Here is a 23,421-nt window from a genome sequence, read left to right as displayed (position 1 = left end):
TTTAGTTTTCTGCGGGTTTCGAGGGAATTAGGTAAATTGCGCCGGATATTAAGGTTAAAACAACGGACAGCCAAAAGGTGACGAGTCCGGCTGTTGTCCAGGGTTCTGATAATGGGGCGAGGAGAAGGGCGATCGCCGAGATTTGACTGACGGTTTTCGCCTTTCCCCACCAGTTTGCCCCGGAAATGCTAGTTTGGCTGACACGCCAACCGGCGATCGTCAGTTCGCGGGCTAAGATTAAAAATACACCCCAAGCGGGAACGGTTCCCCATTCAATTAAGATTAAAAACGGTGCGAAAACTAACAGTTTATCGACGAGGGGATCGAGGAACTTTCCTAAATCGCTGACTTGGTTGAAGCGTCGCGCCACGTAGCCATCTAGCCAATCGGTGAGGGCTGCAATTAGGAATATCGTCAACCCGATCCAACGATAGGACTGGCTTGGATTGGATAAGAAATACAATAAAAACGGGATTCCCAGCATTCGAGACAGGGTAATCCAAGTTGCAACTGTCATTAGATTTGAATAACGATACAGAATTTCTATATCACAAAAAATATATTTTATATTGTATTTTTATTATATTTTAATATTTTAAAACGAATTAGCTTACTCGGGAAAACATCGAAGATTTATCGGGTCGATCGAATCGAATAAGATCGATCGAAGCTCTAACAACTCGACGAGTTGCCCGTTAGCTAAAAATTCACTTTCAAATATCGATCGCAGAATCACGTCGCGGGAATTTAACGATTCACCGCATTTACGGCTTCGGAGACAAATCGTCGACGACTTTCACTTTACCCTGACGAACCGATCGCATGAGCCGATTGACCGAACGGCGATCGTCTTCGTTTAAGGAATCGTCTAAAGCAGCAGCCATCAGCCCGTAACAGTCCGTGCGAGTGAGAACCCCCGTATCCCGAACTGAGACGAGAATTTGCGAAATCGCCCCTGGAATGAGTTGTATTTCCGGAACCATCAGTTTTAGGCGCAAAATTCGGTATTTCCAGTATGACCGATTTTGACCCCTCACCGAGCGATCGATCTCGCGACGGTCGGGCGATCGCGATCGAGATTTCGAGCGATCGAAATCACAAGTTCCCCGAGTTCAACCGCTCAATCCGGTTCGCCCTCTAAAAAAACACCGATACGGCGAAATTTCTCGTATCGAAGTGTCCGTCGTTGTTCCGGCGTCAAGCCACAGAGATGGCGAAGTTCCTCGATCAACGCCGTTTTCAAAATTTCCGTCGCTTCGACGGGTTGATTGTGAACGCCGCCAACGGGTTCGCTAAGCAGGCGATCGAGAATGCCTAACTCCTTGAGATCCCGAGCGGTAATTTTGAGGGCTTCGGCAGCTTGAGAGCTTTTCGAGGCATCTTTCCACAAAATCGCCGCGCAAGCTTCCGGTGTCGCCACCGTATATACCGCGTGTTCGAACATCAGCAGGCGATCGCCGACACCGATGCCCAACGCACCACCCGAACCCCCTTCACCGATCACCGTACAAACGATCGGTACGTCGAGGCCGAACATTTCCCGTAAATTGTAAGCAATGGCCTCGCCTTGGCCGAGGTGTTCGGCTTCAATACCCGCCCAAGCCCCCGGCGTGTCGATAAACGTGAGGATTGGCATCCCAAAACGGTTCGCGTGTTCCATCAACCGCATTGCTTTGCGGTAACCGCCCGGAGATGCCATGCCGAAATTTCGTGCGACGTTATCTTTCGTATCGCGTCCTTTCTGGTGTCCCAGCATCACCACCGGTATTCCGTCCAACCGCGCGATGCCGCCTACGAGAGCCGGATCGTCAGACCCGCCGCGATCGCCGTGTAACTCGATCCACTCGTCGCCGATCGCTTGAATGTAATCGAGGGTACTCGGCCGTCGGGGATGACGTGCCAGTTGCAACCGTTGCGCCGGAGACAAACTACTAAAAATCTCTTGGCGCAGTTGCGTCGCCCGCTCTTCGAGTTGGCGAATTTCCTCCGAGACATCCACGTGAGTTTCGTCGGCGATGTCTCGGATTTGTTGAATTCGTTTTTCCAGCTCGACGAGGGGTTTCTCGAAGTCTAACAGCATAGGTTGGACAAGCAAATGAAAAGTAAACGGAAGTGGCTGGGTTGTCCGATATTGCTTCTAGCTCTCTACAATAGACAGAAGCGGTTTAAACCCGTGTTTGATCGAAACGTCACCGATCGCCTGCATTTTTTCGACCGAGATCTGGTTTCGTCCCCAAGAGAAGTTGGTGTACCACTTCTCGAATTCCAGCAGCATCGACTCGGCAAAACAAGCAAACATTTGCCGGGTCGGTACGTCCATGTTAACCAGCTTCATAATCCGCCAGTCAATGTCGAGAGAATGTTCGACAATGCCGCCTTTGAGGACGTAGACACCGGGATGCTTGAGTTTCGAGTCGAGGTTTTTGGGATAGCCCCCGTCGATCGTCAGACAGGGTTTTTTGAGGCTGTCGAAGTCGATCTCGATGCCTTTGGGCAAACTGGCCACCCAAACCACGATGTCAGCATGGGGTAGAGCCTCCTCCAATCCCATGACCTTACCGCGACCGAGTTCTTCTTGCAACGCTTGCAGCCGAGCGCGATCGCGAGCCACTAAAATCATGTCGGCGACATCTGTTTTCGTGTTGAGCCACCGACAGACCGCACTTCCGATGTCTCCCGTCGCACCGACCACCGCCACCGTCGCTTTCGACAGTTCGATGCCGAGTTTCGGGGCAGCTTGTTCGACTTGACGGCAGATAATGTAAGCCGTATGCGTGTTTCCCGTCGTAAAACGCTTGAAATCAAGCGTGATGTTGCGAATCCGCTGAATTTGATTCAAATTGAAATTCTCGAACACAATCGAGGAAAATCCGCCGAGCGCCGTGATATCGAGTCCGATTTTTTGCGCGTGAGCCATCGCGTTGACGATTTTTCGCGTCGCGGCTTTGATACGACGGTTCGCCAGCATTTCCGGCAAAAAGCAGGATTCGACATAGCGACCTTCGATCGTTTGACCCGTCACGCTCGTCACGGTAATGTTATCGACGGTTTGCGGTGGAGCAGAACACCAAAACTCTAAATCCTGGTCGGCGAGTCCGGAGTATCCCAAATCCCGCGCGACGGTTTGAGCTTGTTCTAGATTGGTAAGGTGACCGATTAAACCAAACATGGGCAGATTTTAGGCAACCTGTCTTTCAGGTTGCAAGACGGTATGCGGTAACAAGTACAGGTTCATAAACCTTTACATTATTATACGAGAGAATGCTTCTCAATCTTTTTCGCAAGATATCGCCCGCTTTCGGCTCGAAAACGGGCGATGGAAACGTTCTCGCTAAGTTCGCTTGAGAACAGTTAGGCGCAACGACTTAAGCCGCACTCCGCAAACCGTGAGTGAGCATCCGTACCGTCTCGCGAGTGTTGAAGCCGACGTTAGCGAGGGCTTCACCGTAGGCGATCGTGAAATCTTCGATGAGTTCTTCTTTCTCCATGTTGAGGACGCGAGCGTCGTTCTCGACTTGGTTGAGCATCTTCCAAACCAAAGGCAAGTTTTCGCGGTTGGCTGTTTCGATGCGTTCTTTAACGTCATCGAAATTTGCCTTGAGCCACTCTTCGCCGTAATTCAAGTGGGTGTATTCGTCCTTCACCACACCTTCGGTAATTTTACGGGCGAAGTCGTCGGCAACGGGAATGTAAATGTTGTAAGCCGAGATCGCAAAGCATTCAATGATGAGCGCTTGAATGACCAAACAGGTGACAATATCGTCCTCTTCAGCCGCTTTTTCAAAATTACCGTGCAGTTTGGAGAAGAACTCGCGAGCGAAGTCCATATCCGGTGTCACTTCCAGGTTGCGCCCACAGGCTTGGAATCCTTTAGCGTGACGGCGTTCCATTTTTGCCAGAGAGATCAGTTCGTCCTTGTTCTCCGGCAGCATTTCAGCTAACTTAACAAAGTTATCGTAGGCTTCGTTCTCCCCTTCGATCACGATGGCGTTAATCCGGCTGTAAGCGTCTTTGTAGGTGTCGCTTTGGTAATCGATGGTAGGGGTAGCTTCTAACTGCGGCATATGTTTCCTATCTCCTCATCCTTAGATGGTGGGGGGCAGAACTATACAAAAAGGTATAGCTCGAAGTTGGGCTGGTGGCATTCCCGAATCGCTATAGGGCGTCCGTTTAAAATTTTATCTGTTGCCCGACGGTTTGGGAGTTTGCATTACCGATCGCGCGTCAATTCCGGAATGCCGTCTCGGACTGGGATGTTTCAGGTCAGGGGGTGAAAACCCCGCTCGACACTCCATCTGAGTTTTGTTCGACCCAGGAGAAGCGTTCCTGTAACATTTTTGTTAAAACAACTTATGTTTACTTTACAGGGTTTAACCGGAACTTGACCAGATCCGAAATTGCCCGATCGCACCGATATTGTAAGTCTCCTAAGAGAATACGATGCCCGATCGATCTCCGAAGCCTCCTGCAACCGCCTCGATCGCGCCTTCGCCAAAATCACCGACCACCTCGAAGATTGACTTCCTTAATCGATCGCGAGGCTTATCCTTGCTTTTTCTAATCGTTGGCGCGGCGATCGTCCTGTTTCCTCTCCTAATTGTCTTGCGTGCCTCCTTTGCCCCGTCGGGTTCGGTGTTGAGTCTCGATCTCAACGGATTGTGGTCTCTAGACAACTACCGCCAGGCTTGGCAACGGGGTCGCTTTCTGCGAGCGTTTGCCAACTCGACCTTGGTGGCTCTGGTCGTTACCGCCTTCCAAGCGATAACCTCTGCCTTAGCTGGCTACGCCCTGGCTCGCTTGCGCTTTTGGGGGCGTCGCGGCTTGCTAACGGTGGTGGTGGCGACTCTGGCGATTCCGTTTCAACTCCTGGTGGTTCCCGTCTTCCTCGTGCTGAAATGGGGACATCTCCTCAATACTTACGGGGCGTTGATTTTACCGACCGCCGTGAACGGCTTCGGGATTTTCTTGATGCGACAGTATTTCGTAACCGTTCCGGTGGAATTGGAAGAAGCCGCCGCCCTCGATGGGGCAAATCGCTGGCAGATTCTTTGGCACGTTATGCTTCCCCTGTCTCGTCCGGCGTTAGTGGCGTTGGGACTGTTTGCCTTTATCGGGGAATGGAACGATTTGTTCAAGCCGCTCGTTTTCACGACTCGCCCGGAATTGAGAACGGTACAGTTAGCCCTGGCGGAGTTTCAAGAACAATTTACCAACGACTGGCCGCTGCTCATGGCCGCCGTGGCGATCGCCACGATTCCCGTTCTAATCCTCTTTCTCCTCGGACAACGCCAATTCGTGCGCGGTATCGCTACCACTGGCGTCAAACAGTAAAGCGGGAACGGGGAAGACCGAGTCGATTCGTGTGGCAAGACTCTTTGACTTATACAACAAATATTACACTCTAAAATAACATTTTCTAACTCTAAAGGGCAACCTTTTACATGAAGTTGCTATAATTTTAATTTAAATTACAACCTAACCCAACCGAACGATCGAACCACTTGTCAAACGGGGGGAAAGTCGCTGAATTCCATGTCAAACAGTCCTTTAAATCCGCGTCCCCACTCGCGCGATCGAACTGAAACAAGACTCCTCAACAGCGTCAAAAACGAAGTCACACAACGATTGGCGCAGTCGCTCCACCCGCGTCTTACCCTCGAACGCGAAACCTCCGATTCTCGACAACTTCCTTGGAATCTCGAAATTCAACGTCCCAACCACTCGAGTCAACCGGTTTCAGAAGAAACCGACATCGTTGAAATTTTCGATCGATCTTCAATTGACGGACATTTATCAATCCTAGGGCCTCCAGGTGCAGGAAAAACCACCCTCTTACTCCAACTCGCCCGATCCCTGCTTCAGCGAGGAGAAGAAAACGCCACCGCTCCCGTTCCCGTCTTGCTCGATGTCTCCGAGTGGACTCCCGAATTTCAAAATATCTCAGACTGGCTCGTCGCCAATTTAAAACAAAAGTACGGCGTTCGATCGGATATCACGAAAAAATGGCTTGCAAACCGGCGACTCCTCCCACTTTTCGACGGATTAGACGAACTCAAAGCATCCAATCGCGAAGCCTTTCAATCCTCGATCGAGGAGTTTTCAACTCAATCCAACGAAACGCCGTTCGTTCTCTGTTCCCATCCTGAAGACTTCCCACTTTTCCAAACTGACAAGTACATCAACGTCGCGGTCATTCTAAACCCTTTAACCGACGAACAAATCCAAAGCTATTTACGCCAATTTGACTGTGAATGGCTCTGGGAAATCGTTCGACTCGAGGGCGATCGACTCGACACCGCCGTCGAATTAATTCGACAGCCGCTCTGGCTAAACCTCCTCATCTTAAACCGCGATAATTTACCCTCACAATTCTGGCAGAACCTCGAAGACACCGATGCTCGAGCCACCCTGTTACTCGACCTCTATATCGAGACCCAATTAAACCGTCTCTATCGAGGAGAAAACCCCTCATCCAGAACGAAACCCAAACGAAAACCCTATCACAGCGATCGACGGATAAAACGGTGGTTGAGATGGTTGGCTCAGAAATCGATCCAACACCATCAAGCTCAATTTTCCCTTGAAAACCTACAACCCCATTTACTCGGAGGCGGCTGCCAAAAATTCACAAACAGAATGATTTTTAGTCTGTATTATGGAGTCCTATTCGGACTTTTTGGCGGTATCCTTGGAGGATCGAGCGTAGGGGGATTTGTCGGGCTAATTGGACAATTACCGTTCTCCCAATTTTGGAGTGTTATCGTGGGAACGCTCGTGGGAACGCTCGTGGGAACGCTCGTCGGACTCACAATTGGTTTGCTCGTTGGTTTCGTGACAGGTTTCATAACAGGATCGCTTTTTGCACTCTTCGATCGATGGCTCGAAGCCATGAGTTTTACAGTCTTTTACGTGATTCTGTTTGCTTCAATTTTTGTGATAATCATCTCCTCAAACACCGCTCTGATGTTGGGTGCAGTTTTTGGAATTATCGTTTCACAAATTTCAAGAATTATGACAACAAGACAACTTTCTAAAACTTACGATTACAGTCATTTATTTAAAAGAATAATCGGAGGGGCGATTGGAGGATTTACCTTCGGAGTCACTTACCGGCTGACATTTGGTGGTATCGGCATGGGAATATTATGGCTTGCCGGATTTCCTCTACTCATCATATCCGGAGTTCCATTTGTAATATTTGGCGGAATATTTGGCGGAATATTTTCAGATACAATGAGTCCTTTTTTAGAGTCAAAAATAGAAAAACGAAAGATTTATCGATCGATCTTTAAAGCTTTTCTCTCAGCTTTAATCTTTGTCCCCATTAGCCTGATTATTTTAGTGGCGATCGATCGTTTTAACGAAATCGCCGAAGTCTCACAAAGATTTACGCACATCTCGCCGCTTGTTATATTTGGCATTTTTGTCGCGACCTTTGCCGGTGGCTTATCGAGTGAGATCGAACAGTTTTCAACGGGCGTCACCCTTTGGCTTTTCCGCCGCAGTCCCAAAAACTCCCGTAAATTTCTCCGTTACTGTAGCGAACGGGGTTTTCTCCAGAAAATCGGCGATCGCTATCGCTTTCTCCATCCCCTGTTACGAGATCGATTTGCCCAACCCAACAAAACCACCTGAAAAACCCGTTCCCTGTTCCCTCTTCAGGGTGCATCTCAATGAGTGCAAAAACATCAGTTTGGGGTGGCAAAATTCCCGATTAGCACTTCCGGTATAAGATCCCCGGCATCTCCAAGATGCCGGGGATCTGGAAATTGAGTGCGCCCAATTCGATGAATTTACATTTTTGAGATGCACCCCCTCTTCAATCCCAAAGCCGTCGTCCTTCACGGGTATAAAGTCGATCGTGAGTATCGCGAAGCAGTCGGGGAATCTCGAGATGTTCGGGACAGCGGGGGAGACAATCGCCGCAGTCCGTACAGCGATTCGCTTTACGTCCGGGGAACCAGTGACCGGCGTTTTCAAACATACGATAGCGATATTTTCCGAACTCGGTCATCTCGTAAGCCACGGCGAGATTTCGCAACCGTAGAACTTCAGGAATTTGAATCTCTTCAGGACAGGGGAGACATTGGTAACACTGACGACAGCGATCGCTCCCTAAAACCTCTGTCTGTTGAGTGTCGAGACGCTCGAGAACGGTGCGTTCTTCGTCGGTGAGGGGATCGGTTCGATCGCACATCTCTAAAGCGTCCTCGAGTTCGCTGGGATTGGCCGCTCCCAAACTCAACGTCGTCACCCGGCGATCGCTCAGTAGAAAACGATAGTTCAACGCCAAAGGTGAAAACGGCTGACATAACCGTCGCAGTCGTTCCGAAGGGGCGTACAGTCGCCCGCCTTTATCCACCGGAGAAATAATAAACACGCCCATATCGAGCTGACTGGCCCGTTCGATCGCCGGGGCGTGACGTTGAAACAATAGGTAATAGTGAAGATTGACGAAGTCGAACGCCCCCGTTTCCATCGTCGCCAGAATCAGCTCGAGAGAACCGTGAGTTGAAAATCCCACGTGACGGACTTTTCCGGCGTCGATCGCCTCTCGTACCGCCGCCATACACCCGTCTGCGGCTTTAACCCATTCGAGATGTTGCCAGGTGTTAATCCCGTGAATCGCCAGGTTGTCGATGTAGTCGATGTCCGCTCGCCTCAAGGATTCGTCGATTTCGCGAGCCGTCGCGGTTCGATCGGCATTGGGTAAAACTTTCGTCGTGAGATAGAGCTGATGGCGGGGAACGCCGACTCCAGCTTTCAGGGCAGCCCCGAGATACTGCTCGCTTTTTCCGTAACTCCGCGCAGTTTCGATGTGGTTGATGCCCTGACGGACTGCCTCGCGAACCGTTTGCACGGCGTTGTCCTCCGAGGCGAGGTAACGCATCGTCCCGAGGGAAAACACTGACAATTTTAAGTTCGTGCGACCGAATCGACGATATTTCATGCGATCGAAACTATGCTAAGGGACTCGCCCCGCCAAACTCGACAATTCTTCACGGGATCTCGCGCCTCGAGAGAGTGCGATCTCAATTCGACATCCGTGTCCCGCTCAATCGTACTGAGCCTCTCCCCCTTTCCCCGATCGCTCGATCAGTTCTTGGGGACTGAGATCGTTCAAAAATTCTCGGAACGCTTGACGTTCGGCTTCGTCGGCTTCGCGATCGACCGGAATCGACGCATCGGCCACCACTTCCTCCATCACCCAAATGGGCGTCCCCGTTCTCAAAGCAATGGCGATCGCGTCGCTAGGACGGGCATCGATTTCTTTTTTCTTCTGCCCCTGGGACATTTGTAAAACGGCGTAAAAGGTATTGTCTTCTAAGGCGTGAACGATAACGCGATCGAGTTTTAGATTCCATTCTCCCAACAGGTTCACCAGGAGATCGTGCGTCATGGGACGGGGCGGAGTATGGTTCTCCATAGCACTGATAATCGACCTAGCCTGATCTTGGGAGATATAGATCGGGATGGCGCGGCGCTCGTCGGCGTCTCGCAACAACACGATCGGGCTTCGCGTTGCTGCATCTAAGGCTATTCCAGCAACATTCATCTCAATCATCGATTCAGCCTCTCGTTCGATACGGTTGGGGGGGAACAGGGAGAGCGCGAATGCCATCCCTGAGATTTAGTATGCCTCGATCTTCGATGGGATTCACCTCGATCGCTGGCTCTTTCGGGTTAAGAAAGTTGACGAGTCCCGCCATTGCGTTCGGACGCTAAAATTGCTTCGGAGGCGGGCATTAACTCCATCTCGTCTTCGGGTTTCGTTCACCTTTTGATTTAGGAAGTCGCCGTGTTTACCGGACTCGTCCAAGCTCTCGGAACGCTCGAATCTCTCTCTGACGGTTACGCACGCATTCGCTATCGCTGCGCTAATTACGAGGCGATCGCGCGGGATTTAGCCGTGGGGGATAGCGTTGCCGTCGATGGCATTTGTTTGACGGTCGAGACGATCTTAGCGCAGGGGTTCGTGGCGTCGGTGTCGCCGGAAACCCTGACCCGCAGTACTCTCGGACGCCCGAGTCCCACTCCCGCCTCGGTCAACCTCGAAGGCTCGTTACGCGTCGGCAGCAAACTCGGCGGACATTTCGTGACCGGCCACGTGGACGGGATCGGGTGTTTGCAGTCGTCGGTGCTGATGGATAATTCTTGGGAGATGACGTTTACAGCTCCACCGTCGTTAGAACGCCAGTGGCGCGATCGCATCGCTCGCTACATCGTCCCCAAGGGTAGCATCGCCGTGAACGGCATCAGTTTGACGGTGGCTGATTGTGACGACGACAGCAATTGGTTTACTGTCGCCGTGATTCCCCACACTTACGCCGAAACCAACTTACGGGAATTACAACCGGGCAGTTGGGTCAACCTCGAAGGCGACGTTCTCGGCAAGTACGTCGAGAAGTTTCTGCACCACGGGAAACCTACACCGAACGGACGAGATCGCCAGTTGGAGGCAATTTCCCCCGAATTTTTATCCGAACACGGCTATCTGTAATCGAGTGTTAGAATCGCAGGCAGCGAATTGGCTATCGATACTACTATTATCACCGCAATTATGAGGTTGAGTCTCCGCTTAGGCGTTCTCGCCCTCGTCTTCGCCTCGGGTGCGTTGACGGGATGTCAGACATCTGGAAACTCGAATTCTGAGAACCGCTCTGATTCTGCCACGATAACGTCGCAGTCGATGGAGAACGCAACCTCCGCAGAAGACGGCAACGAGCGATCGCAAGCTACGGATAACGCGACTCCAGACCAGCTGTACGGCCGCTGGGAAGTCCACCGGTTCGTAACGCCGGATGGAGAAGAAATCGATTTGACCGATCTGCCTCCCGAACAACGTGCGGATTTGTCTTGGGAACTGACAGAAGACGGAGAAATTCGCATCGGCAATCTCGAAGGAACCTATCGGGTTGAAGGCAATACGATTTACGCGACGAACCCGGAATCGGGAAACGTCACGGAATTCGAGTTTACCGTGTCGGAGACGGAGCTGTCCGTCGTCACGAAAGATGAAGGAGGCGGCACGTTGCAGCTCGTCCGTGCGGACTCCTAACTTCGGTTAAGCTTTTGGGAAGCACTTTTGAGAAGTGCTGTGGAATAGTCTTGTGTTTCGTTCGTCTGCACCCGTTGGGTTTCTGTCTTCGGTTCTAGGACAAGTTCTATGAAACGGTTGATTTCAATAATCGTTAGTTTGGGAATTCTGGCGATTATCTATTCTAAAATCGATTTTCAAGGTCTGATCGGTGTTTTTAAAAACTGCGATCGCGTTTGGATGGCAATTAGTTTGGGTATGGTCGTCCCGCTGACAGCGATTACCAGTTGGCGACTTCAACAGTTAATGCCGCGATCGGGGTTATTGAGTTTTTGGGAAGCCAACAAACTTACCCTTGCCGCGAGTGTTTTAAATATGGTCTTGCCTTCTAAGATGGGAGATATTGCTAAGGCGTATTTTATTCGCGATCGCGGCTATTTGAGCGGATCGCTTTCTCTATCTTTGGTGGTTTTTGAAAAATCCTGTGATATGCTATCGCTCTTGCTTTGGTGCGTTTTTGGATTGGCGATTTATTCCAAGCAAGATATTTTATTTTGGGTCATGGCAGTTGGCGTTTTTATTGGATTGATCTTGGGCTTACTATTGCTCGGCTCCAAAAAATTTGCAGATTTCTTCTTTAAGACAGGAAAGAAAATTGCGCCCAAAAAACTAAAAAAGAAACTCGAAAAGCTTCATATTTCTTGGGGCGAAATGCACGATTACTTTTGGCGCGATAAAAAACAACTTACAAAAATCGCCCTGACCTCTATTTTTATTTGGTTTCTCCACCTACTCCAAATCTGGTTTTTTATCTTCGCCCTCAACGCCAGCGTTCCCTTTGTGGCCAACCTAGCTTTATCGCCTCTAGCCATTCTCGCGGGATTGTTGCCCTTAACCTTTGCGGGAGTCGGAACTCGCGACGCCGCCTTGATTTTGTTCTATCAACCCTTCTTCAACGCCCAAACGGGAGCCGCTCTCGGCTTACTTTGTACCTCGCGGTATTTTCTCCCCGCCGTCGGCGGACTTCCCTTTTTCGGTCAGTATCTCGCCAACGTTCGTGGCGTCGTAAAGCAGTGAAACCGTCGTAGGGTGCGTGACTTGAAAAATAGGGTATCCATCGTGAGACCGATCGATCTGTCACGCACCGCCAATGTACACCGCCAACATACAAAGGTGCGTGACTTGAAAAATAGGGTATCCATCGTGAGACCGATCGATCTGTCACGCACCGCCAATGTACACCGCCAACATACAAAGGGGCGTGACTTAAAAAATAGGGTTGTAAATCGTTAGCCCCATAAAATCGTCACGCACCGCCCCAAGGGTCAGAGGGGGAGATGATGAGGTGAAGAGATGATGAGATGATGAGAAATTATCAATTATCAAAAGCTACTCTCATCAGGCTCGATCGCCATGTGGAAACGATTTTGGCAATGGCTTAAAAACTTCCTGCATCGTCTGTTCTCAACGCCGACGACGCCAAAACCGACACCGGAAGTCTCGCCAATGAGCGATGCGGGATACGAACAGCTCTTAATGCAGGTTCTCGAGGGTGTAGCCTCGGGATGGACGCGCGATCGCCTGTTAGCAGAAATCGGCGATCGCCAGTGCGATCGCTTTTTTCACTCGTGGCTGCATCGCTTCGGAAAACGGTTACTGGCGTCTCCAGTTCCCAATCGCGAGTTAGGACGGCGTCTCGTCTGTTTGTCAGAACTCCACGGCGGCCGACTCAGCGAAATCGCCGGAGAATACGGACGACAACTGTGCGATCGCCCCTTACCGCCGCTCTCACCAGACGAATACGAACCGATGTTCGATCGCTTACTCCAAGCCACAACCCAGGGCGCGCCTGAAGTCTCGGCATTTTTAGCAGATTTGTCGCCGCGCGTCTCCATACCACAGTGGACGAATTGGTTACGAGGGTACGGAGAAACCCTGTTAGCGGAAAAAGAACCCGACCAAACCACTGGAAAAGCCTTATTGCGCCTCAGCGAACAGTTGCGCGTACAAATCCCCGAACCTTGTACGACGCCAGAAGAATGGCTACTTTGGGAATTCTCGCAAGTAGCCGAAGACATCGGACGAGAGGTGCGATCGCGCGAGATCGTCTGGGAAATCTGGGAATACACCGAGAACAGTTAACAGTCACCGCCTCCCTCCAACCATCGCTCTCGAGAAAGTCAGACGCTTCGTCCTATTCAATAACCTTATAGTTATTTAGTTGACAACTACATAGGAATACGGTTCAATAAGATTGTTCCTCGAGTTCAATGTCAACACCATCGAACTTTAATCGTGAGTCTGTTGTCAGAACCCTAACGAGGTTTTTTTATGACCACCACAACAACGCAACATCAATACAATCTGTGGGAGCGTTTCTGCAGTTGGGTAACGAGTACCGAAAACCGCCTGTACGTGGGCTGGTTTGGCGTTCTTCTCATCCCCACCGCTCTAACAGCCGCAATTGTCTTTATCTTGGCTTTCGTTGCCGCACCTCCTGTCGATCTCGACGGCATTCGCGAACCCATTTCTGGCTCGCTGCTGTACGGCAACAACATTATCTCCGCAACGGTCATTCCGACCTCCGCCGCAATCGGCTTGCACTTATACCCCCTTTGGGAAGCTGCCAGCTTGGACGAATGGCTCTATAACGGCGGGCCGTACCAACTCATCGTCCTGCACTTCCTAATTGCAATTTACGCCTACATGGGTCGCGAGTGGGAACTGTCCTACCGCCTGGGGATGCGTCCTTGGATTCCCGTAGCGTTTTCTGCTCCCGTGGCTGCTGCCACTGCCGTTCTGCTGATTTACCCCATCGGTCAAGGATCGTTTTCTGACGGTCTGATGCTGGGCATCTCGGGAACCTTCAACTTCATGATCGTGTTCCAAGCCGAACACAACATCCTGATGCACCCGTTCCATATGCTCGGTGTGGCTGGTGTCTTCGGCGGTGCGCTGTTCTCCGCCATGCACGGTTCTCTCGTCACCAGCTCTCTGGTGCGCGAAACCACTGAATACGAGTCTCAAAACCAAGGCTATAAATTCGGTCAAGAGGAAGAAACCTACAACCTGGTTGCCGCTCACGGTTACTTCGGTCGTCTGATTTTCCAATACGCTTCTTTCAACAACAGCCGCTCGCTGCACTTCTTCCTGGCTGCTTGGCCGGTGGTCGGTATTTGGTTTACATCGCTGGGTCTGAGTACTATGGCGTTCAACTTGAACGGCTTCAACTTCAACCAGTCCGTTCTCGACAGTCAAGGTCGCGTCATTAACACCTGGGCTGACGTCATCAACCGTGCAAACCTGGGTATCGAAGTGATGCACGAACGCAACGCTCACCAATTTCCTATGGATTTGGCTTCTACTGACGCTGCACCCATTGCGCTGAGCGCTCCTGAAGTCAACGCCTAAAGTTAAATCTTGTCGATCGACGCAAACTTGCGTCTCTGACAAGCTCGATCGTTCCTAAGATCGGTCTGAAATCGGTTCGATTCAACTCCATCCCTCTTCGGTCGGGATGGAGTTTTCTTTATGTTTTTTTTACGAACATCGATAATACTGACTACTGCGTAAAATACAGAATTATTTCTTAAACATAGTTTACGAAAATCTATTGTTTTTGATATAAAATCCAAGTCAAACGAATTGACATTTTCAAAAGAACTTCATAGAATAAATTACAGTATCGAGATCGTTGAATTTATTTTCTTACGAGTTTGCGATCGCGCTTTAAAATCGAGCAATTCCAGGCAAATCTAGGCGCTTCGCAACATCTCGATCGAAACGGGTATCGAATCGAACTCAGAGCGCCACAAGCGACAGTTTACAATTGCTTCAATCTTTTTTCGACCTTATTCTCTCTCTGTAAGCGATCGTTTGTCCGAGCCTAGGCGCTCGACCGTCCCCTTCCCACACATCTGAAAGGGCGATCGTTGTTTATTGTTTTCCAAATTCGATCCGATACCTGTGTATTTTTTCCATGAGGTATTTGGAATCATGGCTACTAATATTCGCCAACATCGAGAGGGCGATCTCTGGGCAGTATGGGATCGACTCTGCGCGTGGATTACCAGCACCGAAAACCGGATCTATATCGGTTGGTTCGGCGTCTTACTAATCCCGACAGCCCTCGCTGCTGCCACAGCATTCGTCTTAGCCTTCCTCGCCGCCCCTCCAGTGGACATGGAAGGTATCCGCGAACCCGTCATCGGCTCCATTCTCGGCGGTAACAACTTCATTTCCGCCGCCGTCGTTCCCACCTCCGCCGCCATCGGCCTGCACTTCTATCCCATTTGGGACGCCGGTTCCATCGAAGAATGGCTTTACAACGGCGGACCGTACCAGCTCATCGTCTTCCACGCCCTCATCGCAATTTGGGCGTACCTCGGACGGCTGTGGGAACTGAGCTATCGCTTGGGAATGCGTCCGTGGATTGCCGTTGCCTTCTCCGCTCCGGCTGCGGCAGCAACTGCCGTCCTACTCGTGTATCCCGTCGGTCAAGGTAGCTTCTCCGAAGCCTTACCCTTGGGCATTTCCGGCACGTTCCACTTCATGATGTCCTTCCAAGCCGAACACAACATCATGATGCACCCGCTGCATATGCTCGGTGTCATCGGCGTGTTTGGCGGCGCGTTACTGAGCGCCCTGCACGGCTCTCTCGTGACCTCTTCCCTGGTTCGGGAAACCACCGAACTCGAATCGACAAACGAAGGCTACAAATTCGGACAACAAGAAGCCACCTATAACCTGATTGTCGGACACGCTGGCTTCTGGGGACGCTTGACTCTGCCGAGCTTGGCCATGCGGAACAGCCGTTCCGTCCACTTTATCCTCGGTGCGTTCCCCGTCATCGGCATTTGGTTCGCAGCTCTAGCAGTTGGAACCATGGCGTTCAACCTCAACGGCTTTAACTTCAACCAGTCCGTATTAGACGCTCAAGGTCGCGTCATCCGCACCGATGCCGACCTGATCAACCGGGCAAACCTGGGCATCCAAGTGATGCACGCCCCCAACGCTCACAACTTCCCGTGGACGTTGGCTTCCGGTGACGCCCAACCGATTTCGATGTCTCACGCACCGAATATCGGCGGCTAATCGCTGCAACCACTGCAATTGTTCGATCTGGTTTTTTGGAGGGGGGATTGAATTCCCCCCTTTTTTCAGTGAAGAGTTTCGTAGGGTGCGTGACTTGAAAAATGGGGTGTCGATCGTGAGACCGATCGATCGGTCACGCACCGCCAACGTACACCGCCAACATACAAGGGTGCGAGTTTATCAGTGTAGAGTGCAGAGTGCAGAGTGTAGAGTGTGAATTCCTCTTTAACTGTTCACTTTACACTCTTAACTCTTCCCTGAAAGAGGCGCACCGCCAACGTACACCACCCACAGACAAGGGTGCGTGTCGATCGGTCTAGAGTGCAGAGGGCAGTTTCGTAGGGTGCGTGACTTGAAAAAATAGGGTGTCGATCGTGAGACCGATCGATCGGTCACGCACCGCCAATGTACACCACCCACTATTGAGAAGGAGGGGAAAAAATGGTTCAGGAAATAAAAATTCCGGCCGGACATCTGAATATTATGGGCTACGTAGACGAGTCCGAAGTTAACGGCCCGGGAAAACGGGCAGTGGTTTGGGCTCAGGGCTGTTTGCGGGAATGTCCCGGTTGCTTTAATCCCAGCTCTTGGTCTTTTGAACCCAATCAGGTGGTGTCTATCGAAGAACTGGCCGAGAGAATTACGAGTAACTCCAATAACGAAGGCGTCACCTTTTCCGGCGGCGAACCCTTTTGGCAAGCTCCCGCATTGGCGGAGTTGGCTAGACGAGTGAAAGCGAAAGGATTGAATGTGATGTCCTTTAGCGGCTTTACTTTGGACGAGTTGTCCGGGGATAAGGCACCACCGGGAGCGATCGCGTTACTCGAACAGCTCGATATTCTCATTGACGGTCCTTATGTAGAATCTCAGGCCATTAACGACCCCACATCGTTGGTGTCGTCCCGAAATCAACGGGTTCGGGTTCTCAATCCTGAGTTTCAGAATCGCCTCGATTGGGCGAGCGACCAGATGGAAATTCACGTCCTCAAAGACGGAACCCGAATTATTACCGGATTTCGTGGGGCGATGGGCATTGGTGACGATTAAATCAGTTTGGGAAACTCAGTCTTACATTTCGAGGCTGGGTTTCTCGGGATTGGCGATCGCTAATCCTGAAAACCTCGATCGCTAGTTGCTCAAAAATACTTGCATATTTGACTAAAAAGTTATATAGTGAATTTTGTGAGGGAGCCATCGTGCCGATCGCACGTAGAGCGTTACTACCCGTACAGTCTTGTCAGAGCAGACAGATTCGATAACGATCGCGTGTTTCCCAACCCAGTTTGTCTGCTCTGACTTTTCCCAATTTTGCCAACAACTTGAATAACAGGAGGTTCTAGCGATGACCACCGCTACTCGTGCAGAAACGGTAACGGACATCACCCCACAGGCGTTTGTCAGCCTCCCCCATCCTCCCACACTCATCGACGTGCGATCGCAGCTCGAATACGCTGCCGGACACGCCCCTAATGCCCGAAATCTCAGCCTTCCGAGAGTGTTGTTGGGGTCGATTCCCCTCTTGCGGAAGTGGATGTGGCCCGAGTGGTTTCGATCGCTCCCCAAAGACGAACCCATCGCCATCGTTTGTCTGACGGCACACCGCAGTCCCATTGCAGCGCAACACCTGGAGAAACAGGGCTTCAGCCAGGTTTACAACCTCTCTGGCGGAATGGTGGAGTGGTGGAAAACCATCAAATAGGCATCAAACAGGCGTCTCCACAGACCCCTATATTTTTTTACTTTTTTCTTGACGTAAATTCTCAATAAGTATAATGACTCAGCCCAAAATCCTCGTTCTCGGCGGAGGCATGGGTGGCGTCGAAGCCGCCATCAACCTCAGTCAACGTCTCAAGGGTCAAGCGCAAATCGACTTGATTTCCAACCGAGACTTTCTCTACGTCTATCCCGCTTCAATTTGGCTAACGGTGGGACATCGAACCGTGGAAGACCTCAGCTTGCCGCTTCCCCAACTGGCAGAGATTCACGGATTCAATTTTATACACGAAGAAATCAGAGAAGTCAATACCGCGCAACAATATGTAATCACCGACCAAAAACGCGAGTACGACTATCTCGTCATTGCCTTGGGCGGTTCCAAACTCAAACCCAAAGGCATCGAACACACGCGGACGGTGTGTCGTTCTCCCCAAGACGGCATCGACATTCAAGAGAAGTTTTTGAAATTAGTCGATCGCGGTTACGGAACGATCGCCTGTGGCTTTAGCGGCAATCCCAAAGATTCGACGGCGGTGCGCGGCGGTCCGATGTTTGAAGTGACCTTCAACTTCGACACCTATTTACGTCAAAAAGGCTTGCGCGATCGCTTCGAGTTAATCTTTTTCACTCCCTCTCCCAAACCTGGAAAACGTCTCGGCGAAAAAGGGTTAGCTCAAATTGCCAAACTGTTTGAAAAACGCAACATCCGCACGATAACCGGTCGCAAAATTACCGAATTCACCGCCGAGGGGGTGGTGTTTGAAGACGGCACTGAAATCCAGAGCGATTTAACCGTGTTTACACCGGGAATGACGGGAAATCCAGTCTTGAAAAATTCCGATTTACCCCTGACCGAAGCGGGTTTCGTTCCCGTCAGCGATACCGCCCAAGTCAAAGATCTCGAGAATTGCTATGCTATCGGTGACAGTTCCTTTTTCGAGGGGCCCGCTTGGCGGGCGCGTCAGGGACACTTGGCGGAACTGATGGCGCGGACGGCGGCGGAAAACATCGCGAGACAGACCCGCGAACAGTTTCCCCGAGCGTCGTTTCGAGAAGAGATGCATATTTTGTGCGTAATGGATTTAGGCGACGAAGCCGTGTTCGTCTATCGCGACGACGAGAAAGCGATCGCGCCTCGAGGGGCTTGGGCTAGATGGGCGAAACTGGCTTGGGAGAAGTATTACAAACTCAACAAAGAGAACAAAGTGCCGCGTTTGATGTGATTGCAGACAAGGGGACAAGGAAATTGACGTGAAGGCGGAAAATCCAGTCGGGGCAAGCTTCTAAGTTTGCCCCGCCTCGAACGCTCGGCCTGAAAAGTCTGTTTGCAAACCACAGTTGTCTCGCCCTAGTCCTCGATATCTCTGGTGAGAACGCCGTTGAGGAAAATATCGGCCAGTCCTTCAGCCATGTCCTTCATCGCTTGCGGTGAAGGATTTTCGCCCATCAGGGTTTCGTAGCTAAAGCCAGAAATCGCAAACATTCCGAGGAAGACTTTTGCTACTAATCTCGGGTTCATCGGACGATAAATGCCGCGATCGATCGCCGTTTGTATGAAGGCTTCCGCTACGTCCGTCATTTTTTCGATCGAGTCCTTTTGAATACGTTCGCGCAGTTCCGGGTGAAACTGAGCTTCGAGGAAGCATACGCGCATCAGATCGGCGTTCTTACGCAGGTGAAGGAGGCGGCGCTGGATAACTTGCGAAACCGCCTTGTAACTGCCCATTTCGCTCAGTTCCGTCAACAAATCCGTTAACAGTTCGATCCAGCCTTGAGTCGCCACTTCCACCAAAATTGCCTTTTTATTGTCAAAATGTCTAAAGAGCGTGCCTTCCGCTACACCGGCCGCACGGGCGAGGGCGCGGGTTGTCGTCCCTTCAAATCCTTGGCGGGCGAACAATCGTCGTGCAGAGGCGAGAATGCGCGTGCGGGTTTCGGATTCGGGGGTTCGCGTCGCGTGTATCGTCTTCATTATCTTCACAAAACTATGCAATTGTCAGTGTGCCTTTTAACAGTATTGTGAATTAAATTGTCGGTTCCTCGGCAAAAGATTCACAGATTGTCATAGGAAGTTATAGATCTCCAAAATCAGAGATCCAACTTCGATCGCGTTCGGAATCATCATGTTATGTATTCGATCCCATCCTATCTTCAAAACCTGAAAATCTGCGGTCGTCAAATCGGGCGATCGCTCGTCGCATTCGCGTGTCTGGCGCTACTTTTCGGAACCTTAAGCGTTGCGCCGACTACAGCTCGGGCGGCGTCGATTCAACCCTATCTCGATCGCACGCTCGAACGCGCGACCGAATTCACCCTCGATAACGGGATGAAATTTATCGTTCTCGAGCGCCACGAAGCTCCCATCGTCTCGTTTATCACCTACGCCGATGTCGGCGGTGTCAACGAAGTTCCGGGGCAAACGGGCATCGCGCACTTCTTAGAACATTTAGCCTTTAAAGGCACCCAAAAAATCGGAACGACGAACTATCAGAAAGAGCGTCCGCTGCTCGATCGCCTCGACGATTTACACCAACAAATCGAAGCGGCCAAATCTGAAAACAATCTTACGAAAGTCGAAGAACTGCAAGCCCAATTCGATCGCGTCCAAACAGAAGCCTCCGAATACGTGATTCAAAACGAATTCGGACAGATCGTCGAGCGATCGGGAGGAGTCGGCCTCAACGCCACCACCTCCGCCGACGCCACGCGATATTTCTACAGTTTCCCCTCCAACAAACTCGAACTGTGGATGTCTCTCGAGTCCGAGCGGTTCCTCGAACCCGTATTTCGAGAATTTTACAAAGAACAGCAAGTGATTCTCGAAGAACGGCGTCTGCGAACCGACAATTCCCCGATCGGAAAACTGATTGAAGAATTCCTCGACACGGCGTTTCAGGTTCACCCCTACCAACAACCCGTCATCGGCTCCGTCGAAGACTTAGAAAACCTGACGCGCCAAGACGTAGACGAATTTTTCCAAACCTACTACGTCCCGAGTAACCTCACCGCCGCCGTCGTCGGAGATGTCGATCCCGATCGCGTCAAAGAACTCGCCCGAGCCTATTTCGGGCGATACGAACCCAAACCCGCACCGCCGCAAGTCACCGTCGTCGAGCCGCCGCAAACCGAACTGCGCTCCGTAGAAGTCCGCTTCCAGAGCGAACCCTGGTATCTCGAAGGCTACCACCGTCCTTCGGTGAACCATCCCGACAACGCCACCTACGAGATGATAAGCGCCATCCTCAGCAACGGACGCACCTCGCGGCTGTATCAATCCCTCGTCGAAGACCAGCAAATCGCCCTCGCCGCTCAAGGCTTTAACGGCTTTCCGGGGGATAAATTTCCCAATTTGATGCTGTTTTACGCCTTGACAGCACCGGGACACGGTGTCGAAGAAGTGCAAGCGGCGTTGCAAGCTGAAATTCAAAAACTGACGCGCGAACCCGTTTCCGACGCCGATCTCGATCGCGTCAAAACCCAAGCCAAAGCGGGACTGCTGCGATCGCTCGATTCCAACTCCGGTATGGCGAGTTTGCTCGTCGAGTACCAAGTGAAAACCGGAGACTGGCGCAACCTGTTCCGTCAAATCGAACAAATCGAAGCGGTGACGGCGGAGGATATTTTGCGCGTCGCGCGAGAAACCTTCGTTCCCGAAAACCGCACCATCGGAAAACTGTTACCCATCGACGGTTAAGGTTTCCCAAGAATTGAGACTCGCTCCGCAAGCAGTCCGAGTCAAGATACACACGAGATCGACATGAGCAAACGAAAAACAATGGGGAGAGGACGCAATTTATGGCGCACTCTCTGGACAAAACACCTACGTCCCTACTGGACGATGTTGTTCGCCGTAGGGTTCGTCGTCAGCACCCTGTTTCATCCCGCCGCCTCCGTCGCCGCGACGCCGAGACATTACACCGAACTGGAATTTCCGCCGCTTCGGGAATTACAACTTCCCGACTACACCCGTTTCCAACTCGACAACGGTTTGACGGTGTATCTGATTGAAGATCGCGAACTTCCCTTAATTTCGGGAAACGCCCTGATTCAGACGGGAAGTCGGTTCGAGCCGTCCGATAAAGTGGGGTTGGCGAATTTGACGGGAAACGTCATCCGCGCCGGAGGAACCCAGAACCACCCCGCCGACGAGTTGAACCGCATTCTGGAACAGAACGCCGCGTCAGTAGAATCGTCCATTGGTTCGACTGCGGGAAGCGTGAGTTTTAGCGCCCTCAGCGAAGACTTCGGGGACGTATTCGATTTATTTGTGGAGGTATTGCGCCAACCCGCCTTTGCTGAAGACAAGATCGAAGTGGCGAAGAATCAGATGCGGGGGAATATCGCGCGGCGCAACGACGAGCCGGGAAGTATCGCCGATCGCGAATTTCAGAAACTGATTTACGGCGAAACCAGTCCCTACGCCAGAACCGCCGAATACGAGACTCTCGAGAACATCGCTCGCGAGGATATCCAGTCGTTTTACGAGCAGTTTTTCGTCCCCGATCGCACGATTCTCGGAATCGTCGGAGATTTCGACAGCGAAGCGGTAAAAACGTTGATTTCGCAGAAATTGGAGGATTGGAAACCCGCGTCCGCACCGCTTCCCGAATTACCCAACGTGTCGCAAGCTCGCGAGAGCGGCGTGTTTTTCGTCGATCGCCCCCAGTTGACCCAAAGTTACATTGAAATCGGACATCTCGGCGGCGTGCGTAGTAGTCCCGACTACCCGATTTTGGGGGTGATGAACAACGTGTTGAGCGGGTTTGGCGGACGCTTGTTTAACGAAGTGCGATCGCGCCAAGGGTTAGCCTATTCTGTCTATGCGTATTGGGGCGCTCAATACGACTATCCCGGCGTGTTCGTGGCGGGGGGACAAACGCGATCGGATGCAACCGTTCCGTTTATTCAAGCCGTTCGCGCCGAGATCGATCGCGTTCGTACCGAACCGATCGAAGAAGAAGAGTTACAGATTGCGAAAGATTCGACGTTGAACTCCTTCGTCTTTAACTTCGCCGATCCCTCTCAAACCCTGTCGCGACTGGTGCGATACGACTATTACGACTATCCGTTGGATTTCCTCTATCAGTATCAAGACGGCGTTCGCAAGACAACGGTTGAAGACGTGCAACGGGTGGCGCGAGACTATCTCGAACCCGACAAATTGGTAACGTTAGTGGTGGGGACTTCCGAGGCGATCGAGCCGCCGCTATCGAGTTTGAGTCCCAATACCGAAGTAACGGCGATCGACGTGACGATTCCCGAACCCAGTTGAACAGAGTTGAGTGTCCCAAAACCCCGGTATCTGAGGGATATCGGGGTTCGGGGTGCATCTCAATGGATGTAATACGGAATCCGAATCTTTGAATGCTCCGAGAGCTGCGAAGACTGCGTCTTATACGGAATCGGAATTTCAACGCTTCGACTTCGCTCGCTTCGACTTCGCTCGCTTCGACTTCGCTCGCTTCGACTTCGCTCGCTTCGACTTCGCTCAGCGTTGAGTCCGAGCGGAGTCGAGGACTCAAACACTGGTTTTGCCCAACCCGACAAGTCCCTCTATCCCCCCAACCATCCCC

Annotated in this window: 23 protein-coding genes; 15 read left to right on the top strand and 8 right to left on the bottom strand. The window is 51.4% G+C overall.

Annotation, left to right across the window (positions count from 1 at the left end; translation table 11 throughout):
- Position 1 precedes the first annotated feature (1 nt).
- The 5 genes from pgsA to GEI7105_RS0103950 form a co-directional block, all read right to left on the bottom strand.
- A complete protein-coding gene (pgsA, locus tag GEI7105_RS0103980; protein ID WP_026097413.1) occupies positions 2–517 on the bottom strand; it encodes a CDP-diacylglycerol--glycerol-3-phosphate 3-phosphatidyltransferase in 516 nt (171 codons plus the stop codon).
- Positions 518–764: 247 nt separating this feature from the next.
- A complete protein-coding gene (locus tag GEI7105_RS0103970; RefSeq protein ID WP_026097412.1) occupies positions 765–983 on the bottom strand; it encodes a hypothetical protein in 219 nt (72 codons plus the stop codon).
- A gap of 137 nt (positions 984–1,120) precedes the next feature.
- Positions 1,121–2,080 (bottom strand): acetyl-CoA carboxylase carboxyl transferase subunit alpha, encoded by a 960-nt coding sequence (gene accA / locus GEI7105_RS0103960; protein ID WP_017659191.1) that lies wholly within the window; start codon positions 2,078–2,080, stop codon positions 1,121–1,123.
- Positions 2,081–2,137: 57 nt separating this feature from the next.
- Positions 2,138–3,169 carry a long-chain acyl-[acyl-carrier-protein] reductase gene (locus GEI7105_RS0103955; RefSeq protein WP_017659190.1) on the bottom strand — a complete coding sequence of 344 codons (1,032 nt, stop codon included), beginning with the start codon at positions 3,167–3,169 and terminating at the stop codon, positions 2,138–2,140.
- A 196-nt stretch (positions 3,170–3,365) separates the two neighbouring features.
- A complete protein-coding gene (locus GEI7105_RS0103950) occupies positions 3,366–4,064 on the bottom strand; it encodes an aldehyde oxygenase (deformylating) (protein WP_017659189.1) in 699 nt (232 codons plus the stop codon).
- 333 nt (positions 4,065–4,397) lie between these two features.
- Here GEI7105_RS0103950 and GEI7105_RS40315 point away from each other — a divergent pair, with 333 nt between their 5' ends.
- The 3 genes from GEI7105_RS40315 to GEI7105_RS0103940 all read left to right on the top strand — a co-directional run bounded on the left by GEI7105_RS40315 (position 4,398) and on the right by GEI7105_RS0103940 (position 7,635).
- Complete coding sequence (locus GEI7105_RS40315; RefSeq protein ID WP_017659188.1) at positions 4,398–4,520, top strand: hypothetical protein; 123 nt, start codon at positions 4,398–4,400, stop codon at positions 4,518–4,520.
- A 28-nt stretch (positions 4,521–4,548) separates the two neighbouring features.
- Positions 4,549–5,331, top strand: coding sequence for a carbohydrate ABC transporter permease (locus tag GEI7105_RS0103945; RefSeq protein ID WP_017659187.1), 783 nt, complete (start codon positions 4,549–4,551; stop codon positions 5,329–5,331).
- Between the two features lie 201 nt (positions 5,332–5,532).
- On the top strand, positions 5,533–7,635 hold the full coding sequence (locus GEI7105_RS0103940) for an NACHT domain-containing protein (protein WP_017659186.1): 2,103 nt from the start codon (positions 5,533–5,535) through the stop codon (positions 7,633–7,635).
- A gap of 184 nt (positions 7,636–7,819) precedes the next feature.
- On the opposite strand, the gene GEI7105_RS0103935 is transcribed toward GEI7105_RS0103940, so the two are convergent.
- The gene (locus GEI7105_RS0103935; protein ID WP_017659185.1) at positions 7,820–8,950 is read right to left on the bottom strand and encodes an aldo/keto reductase; all 1,131 of its coding nucleotides are present in this window, start codon (positions 8,948–8,950) and stop codon (positions 7,820–7,822) included.
- 105 nt (positions 8,951–9,055) lie between these two features.
- The gene (locus tag GEI7105_RS0103930; protein ID WP_026097410.1) at positions 9,056–9,565 is read right to left on the bottom strand and encodes a bifunctional nuclease family protein; all 510 of its coding nucleotides are present in this window, start codon (positions 9,563–9,565) and stop codon (positions 9,056–9,058) included.
- A 234-nt stretch (positions 9,566–9,799) separates the two neighbouring features.
- On the opposite strand from GEI7105_RS0103930, the gene ribE reads away from it, so the two are divergent.
- The 9 genes from ribE (at position 9,800) to GEI7105_RS0103880 (ending at position 19,071) form a co-directional block, all read left to right on the top strand.
- Positions 9,800–10,501, top strand: a complete 702-nt coding sequence (ribE, locus tag GEI7105_RS0103925) for a riboflavin synthase (protein WP_017659183.1) — start codon at positions 9,800–9,802, stop codon at positions 10,499–10,501.
- A gap of 60 nt (positions 10,502–10,561) precedes the next feature.
- Positions 10,562–11,059, top strand: a complete 498-nt coding sequence (locus tag GEI7105_RS0103920; protein ID WP_017659182.1) for a hypothetical protein — start codon at positions 10,562–10,564, stop codon at positions 11,057–11,059.
- Positions 11,060–11,167: 108 nt separating this feature from the next.
- Complete coding sequence (locus tag GEI7105_RS0103915; RefSeq protein WP_017659181.1) at positions 11,168–12,115, top strand: lysylphosphatidylglycerol synthase transmembrane domain-containing protein; 948 nt, start codon at positions 11,168–11,170, stop codon at positions 12,113–12,115.
- A gap of 336 nt (positions 12,116–12,451) precedes the next feature.
- Entirely contained in the window at positions 12,452–13,180 is a 729-nt protein-coding gene (locus tag GEI7105_RS33085; protein WP_017659180.1) for a hypothetical protein, read from the top strand.
- 189 nt (positions 13,181–13,369) lie between these two features.
- Complete coding sequence (psbA, locus tag GEI7105_RS0103905) at positions 13,370–14,449, top strand: photosystem II reaction center subunit D1 (RefSeq protein ID WP_017659179.1); 1,080 nt, start codon at positions 13,370–13,372, stop codon at positions 14,447–14,449.
- Positions 14,450–15,034: 585 nt separating this feature from the next.
- Complete coding sequence (gene psbA / locus GEI7105_RS0103895) at positions 15,035–16,132, top strand: photosystem II reaction center subunit D1 (RefSeq protein ID WP_026097409.1); 1,098 nt, start codon at positions 15,035–15,037, stop codon at positions 16,130–16,132.
- Positions 16,133–16,573: 441 nt separating this feature from the next.
- The gene (locus tag GEI7105_RS0103890; protein WP_017659176.1) at positions 16,574–17,179 is read left to right on the top strand and encodes a 4Fe-4S single cluster domain-containing protein; all 606 of its coding nucleotides are present in this window, start codon (positions 16,574–16,576) and stop codon (positions 17,177–17,179) included.
- A gap of 295 nt (positions 17,180–17,474) precedes the next feature.
- A complete protein-coding gene (locus GEI7105_RS0103885; protein WP_017659175.1) occupies positions 17,475–17,831 on the top strand; it encodes a rhodanese-like domain-containing protein in 357 nt (118 codons plus the stop codon).
- Positions 17,832–17,904: 73 nt separating this feature from the next.
- Entirely contained in the window at positions 17,905–19,071 is a 1,167-nt protein-coding gene (locus GEI7105_RS0103880) for an NAD(P)/FAD-dependent oxidoreductase (protein ID WP_017659174.1), read from the top strand.
- 125 nt (positions 19,072–19,196) lie between these two features.
- Here the strand turns inward: GEI7105_RS0103880 and GEI7105_RS0103875 are convergent, their stop codons facing one another.
- On the bottom strand, positions 19,197–19,820 hold the full coding sequence (locus GEI7105_RS0103875) for a TetR/AcrR family transcriptional regulator (protein ID WP_017659173.1): 624 nt from the start codon (positions 19,818–19,820) through the stop codon (positions 19,197–19,199).
- A 156-nt stretch (positions 19,821–19,976) separates the two neighbouring features.
- On the opposite strand from GEI7105_RS0103875, the gene GEI7105_RS0103870 reads away from it, so the two are divergent.
- From GEI7105_RS0103870 to GEI7105_RS38190, 3 genes are all read left to right on the top strand, one after another.
- The gene (locus GEI7105_RS0103870; protein ID WP_017659172.1) at positions 19,977–21,542 is read left to right on the top strand and encodes a M16 family metallopeptidase; all 1,566 of its coding nucleotides are present in this window, start codon (positions 19,977–19,979) and stop codon (positions 21,540–21,542) included.
- 63 nt (positions 21,543–21,605) lie between these two features.
- Complete coding sequence (locus GEI7105_RS0103865) at positions 21,606–23,120, top strand: M16 family metallopeptidase (RefSeq protein WP_017659171.1); 1,515 nt, start codon at positions 21,606–21,608, stop codon at positions 23,118–23,120.
- Positions 23,121–23,208: 88 nt separating this feature from the next.
- Complete coding sequence (locus tag GEI7105_RS38190) at positions 23,209–23,346, top strand: hypothetical protein (RefSeq protein WP_158413153.1); 138 nt, start codon at positions 23,209–23,211, stop codon at positions 23,344–23,346.
- The last annotated feature ends 75 nt before the right edge of the window (positions 23,347–23,421 follow it).

The organism is Baaleninema simplex PCC 7105, from assembly GCF_000332355.1.
Classification (GTDB): domain Bacteria; phylum Cyanobacteriota; class Cyanobacteriia; order Cyanobacteriales; family Geitlerinemataceae; genus Baaleninema; species Baaleninema simplex.
The sequence above is the reverse complement of the archived record's forward strand: the minus strand, read 5'-3'. Positions and strand labels throughout refer to the sequence as shown.

Bases quoted from the DNA above. Each gene is read 5' to 3' on its own strand.
- GEI7105_RS0103970 (WP_026097412.1), bottom strand. From the start codon at position 983: ATGGTTCCGGAAATACAACTCATTCCAGGGGCGATTTCGCAAATTCTC.
- psbA (WP_017659179.1), top strand. From the start codon at position 13,370: ATGACCACCACAACAACGCAACATCAATACAATCTGTGGGAGCGTTTC.
- pgsA (WP_026097413.1), bottom strand. From the start codon at position 517: ATGACAGTTGCAACTTGGATTACCCTGTCTCGAATGCTGGGAATCCCG.
- GEI7105_RS0103885 (WP_017659175.1), top strand. From the start codon at position 17,475: ATGACCACCGCTACTCGTGCAGAAACGGTAACGGACATCACCCCACAG.
- GEI7105_RS0103890 (WP_017659176.1), top strand. From the start codon at position 16,574: ATGGTTCAGGAAATAAAAATTCCGGCCGGACATCTGAATATTATGGGC.
- GEI7105_RS0103920 (WP_017659182.1), top strand. From the start codon at position 10,562: ATGAGGTTGAGTCTCCGCTTAGGCGTTCTCGCCCTCGTCTTCGCCTCG.
- GEI7105_RS0103915 (WP_017659181.1), top strand. From the start codon at position 11,168: ATGAAACGGTTGATTTCAATAATCGTTAGTTTGGGAATTCTGGCGATT.
- psbA (WP_026097409.1), top strand. From the start codon at position 15,035: ATGGCTACTAATATTCGCCAACATCGAGAGGGCGATCTCTGGGCAGTA.
- GEI7105_RS0103930 (WP_026097410.1), bottom strand. From the start codon at position 9,565: ATGATTGAGATGAATGTTGCTGGAATAGCCTTAGATGCAGCAACGCGA.
- GEI7105_RS0103955 (WP_017659190.1), bottom strand. From the start codon at position 3,169: ATGTTTGGTTTAATCGGTCACCTTACCAATCTAGAACAAGCTCAAACC.
- GEI7105_RS0103950 (WP_017659189.1), bottom strand. From the start codon at position 4,064: ATGCCGCAGTTAGAAGCTACCCCTACCATCGATTACCAAAGCGACACC.
- GEI7105_RS0103870 (WP_017659172.1), top strand. From the start codon at position 19,977: ATGTATTCGATCCCATCCTATCTTCAAAACCTGAAAATCTGCGGTCGT.
- GEI7105_RS0103880 (WP_017659174.1), top strand. From the start codon at position 17,905: ATGACTCAGCCCAAAATCCTCGTTCTCGGCGGAGGCATGGGTGGCGTC.
- GEI7105_RS0103935 (WP_017659185.1), bottom strand. From the start codon at position 8,950: ATGAAATATCGTCGATTCGGTCGCACGAACTTAAAATTGTCAGTGTTT.
- GEI7105_RS0103940 (WP_017659186.1), top strand. From the start codon at position 5,533: ATGTCAAACAGTCCTTTAAATCCGCGTCCCCACTCGCGCGATCGAACT.
- GEI7105_RS0103875 (WP_017659173.1), bottom strand. From the start codon at position 19,820: ATGAAGACGATACACGCGACGCGAACCCCCGAATCCGAAACCCGCACG.
- GEI7105_RS0103865 (WP_017659171.1), top strand. From the start codon at position 21,606: ATGAGCAAACGAAAAACAATGGGGAGAGGACGCAATTTATGGCGCACT.
- accA (WP_017659191.1), bottom strand. From the start codon at position 2,080: ATGCTGTTAGACTTCGAGAAACCCCTCGTCGAGCTGGAAAAACGAATT.
- GEI7105_RS33085 (WP_017659180.1), top strand. From the start codon at position 12,452: ATGTGGAAACGATTTTGGCAATGGCTTAAAAACTTCCTGCATCGTCTG.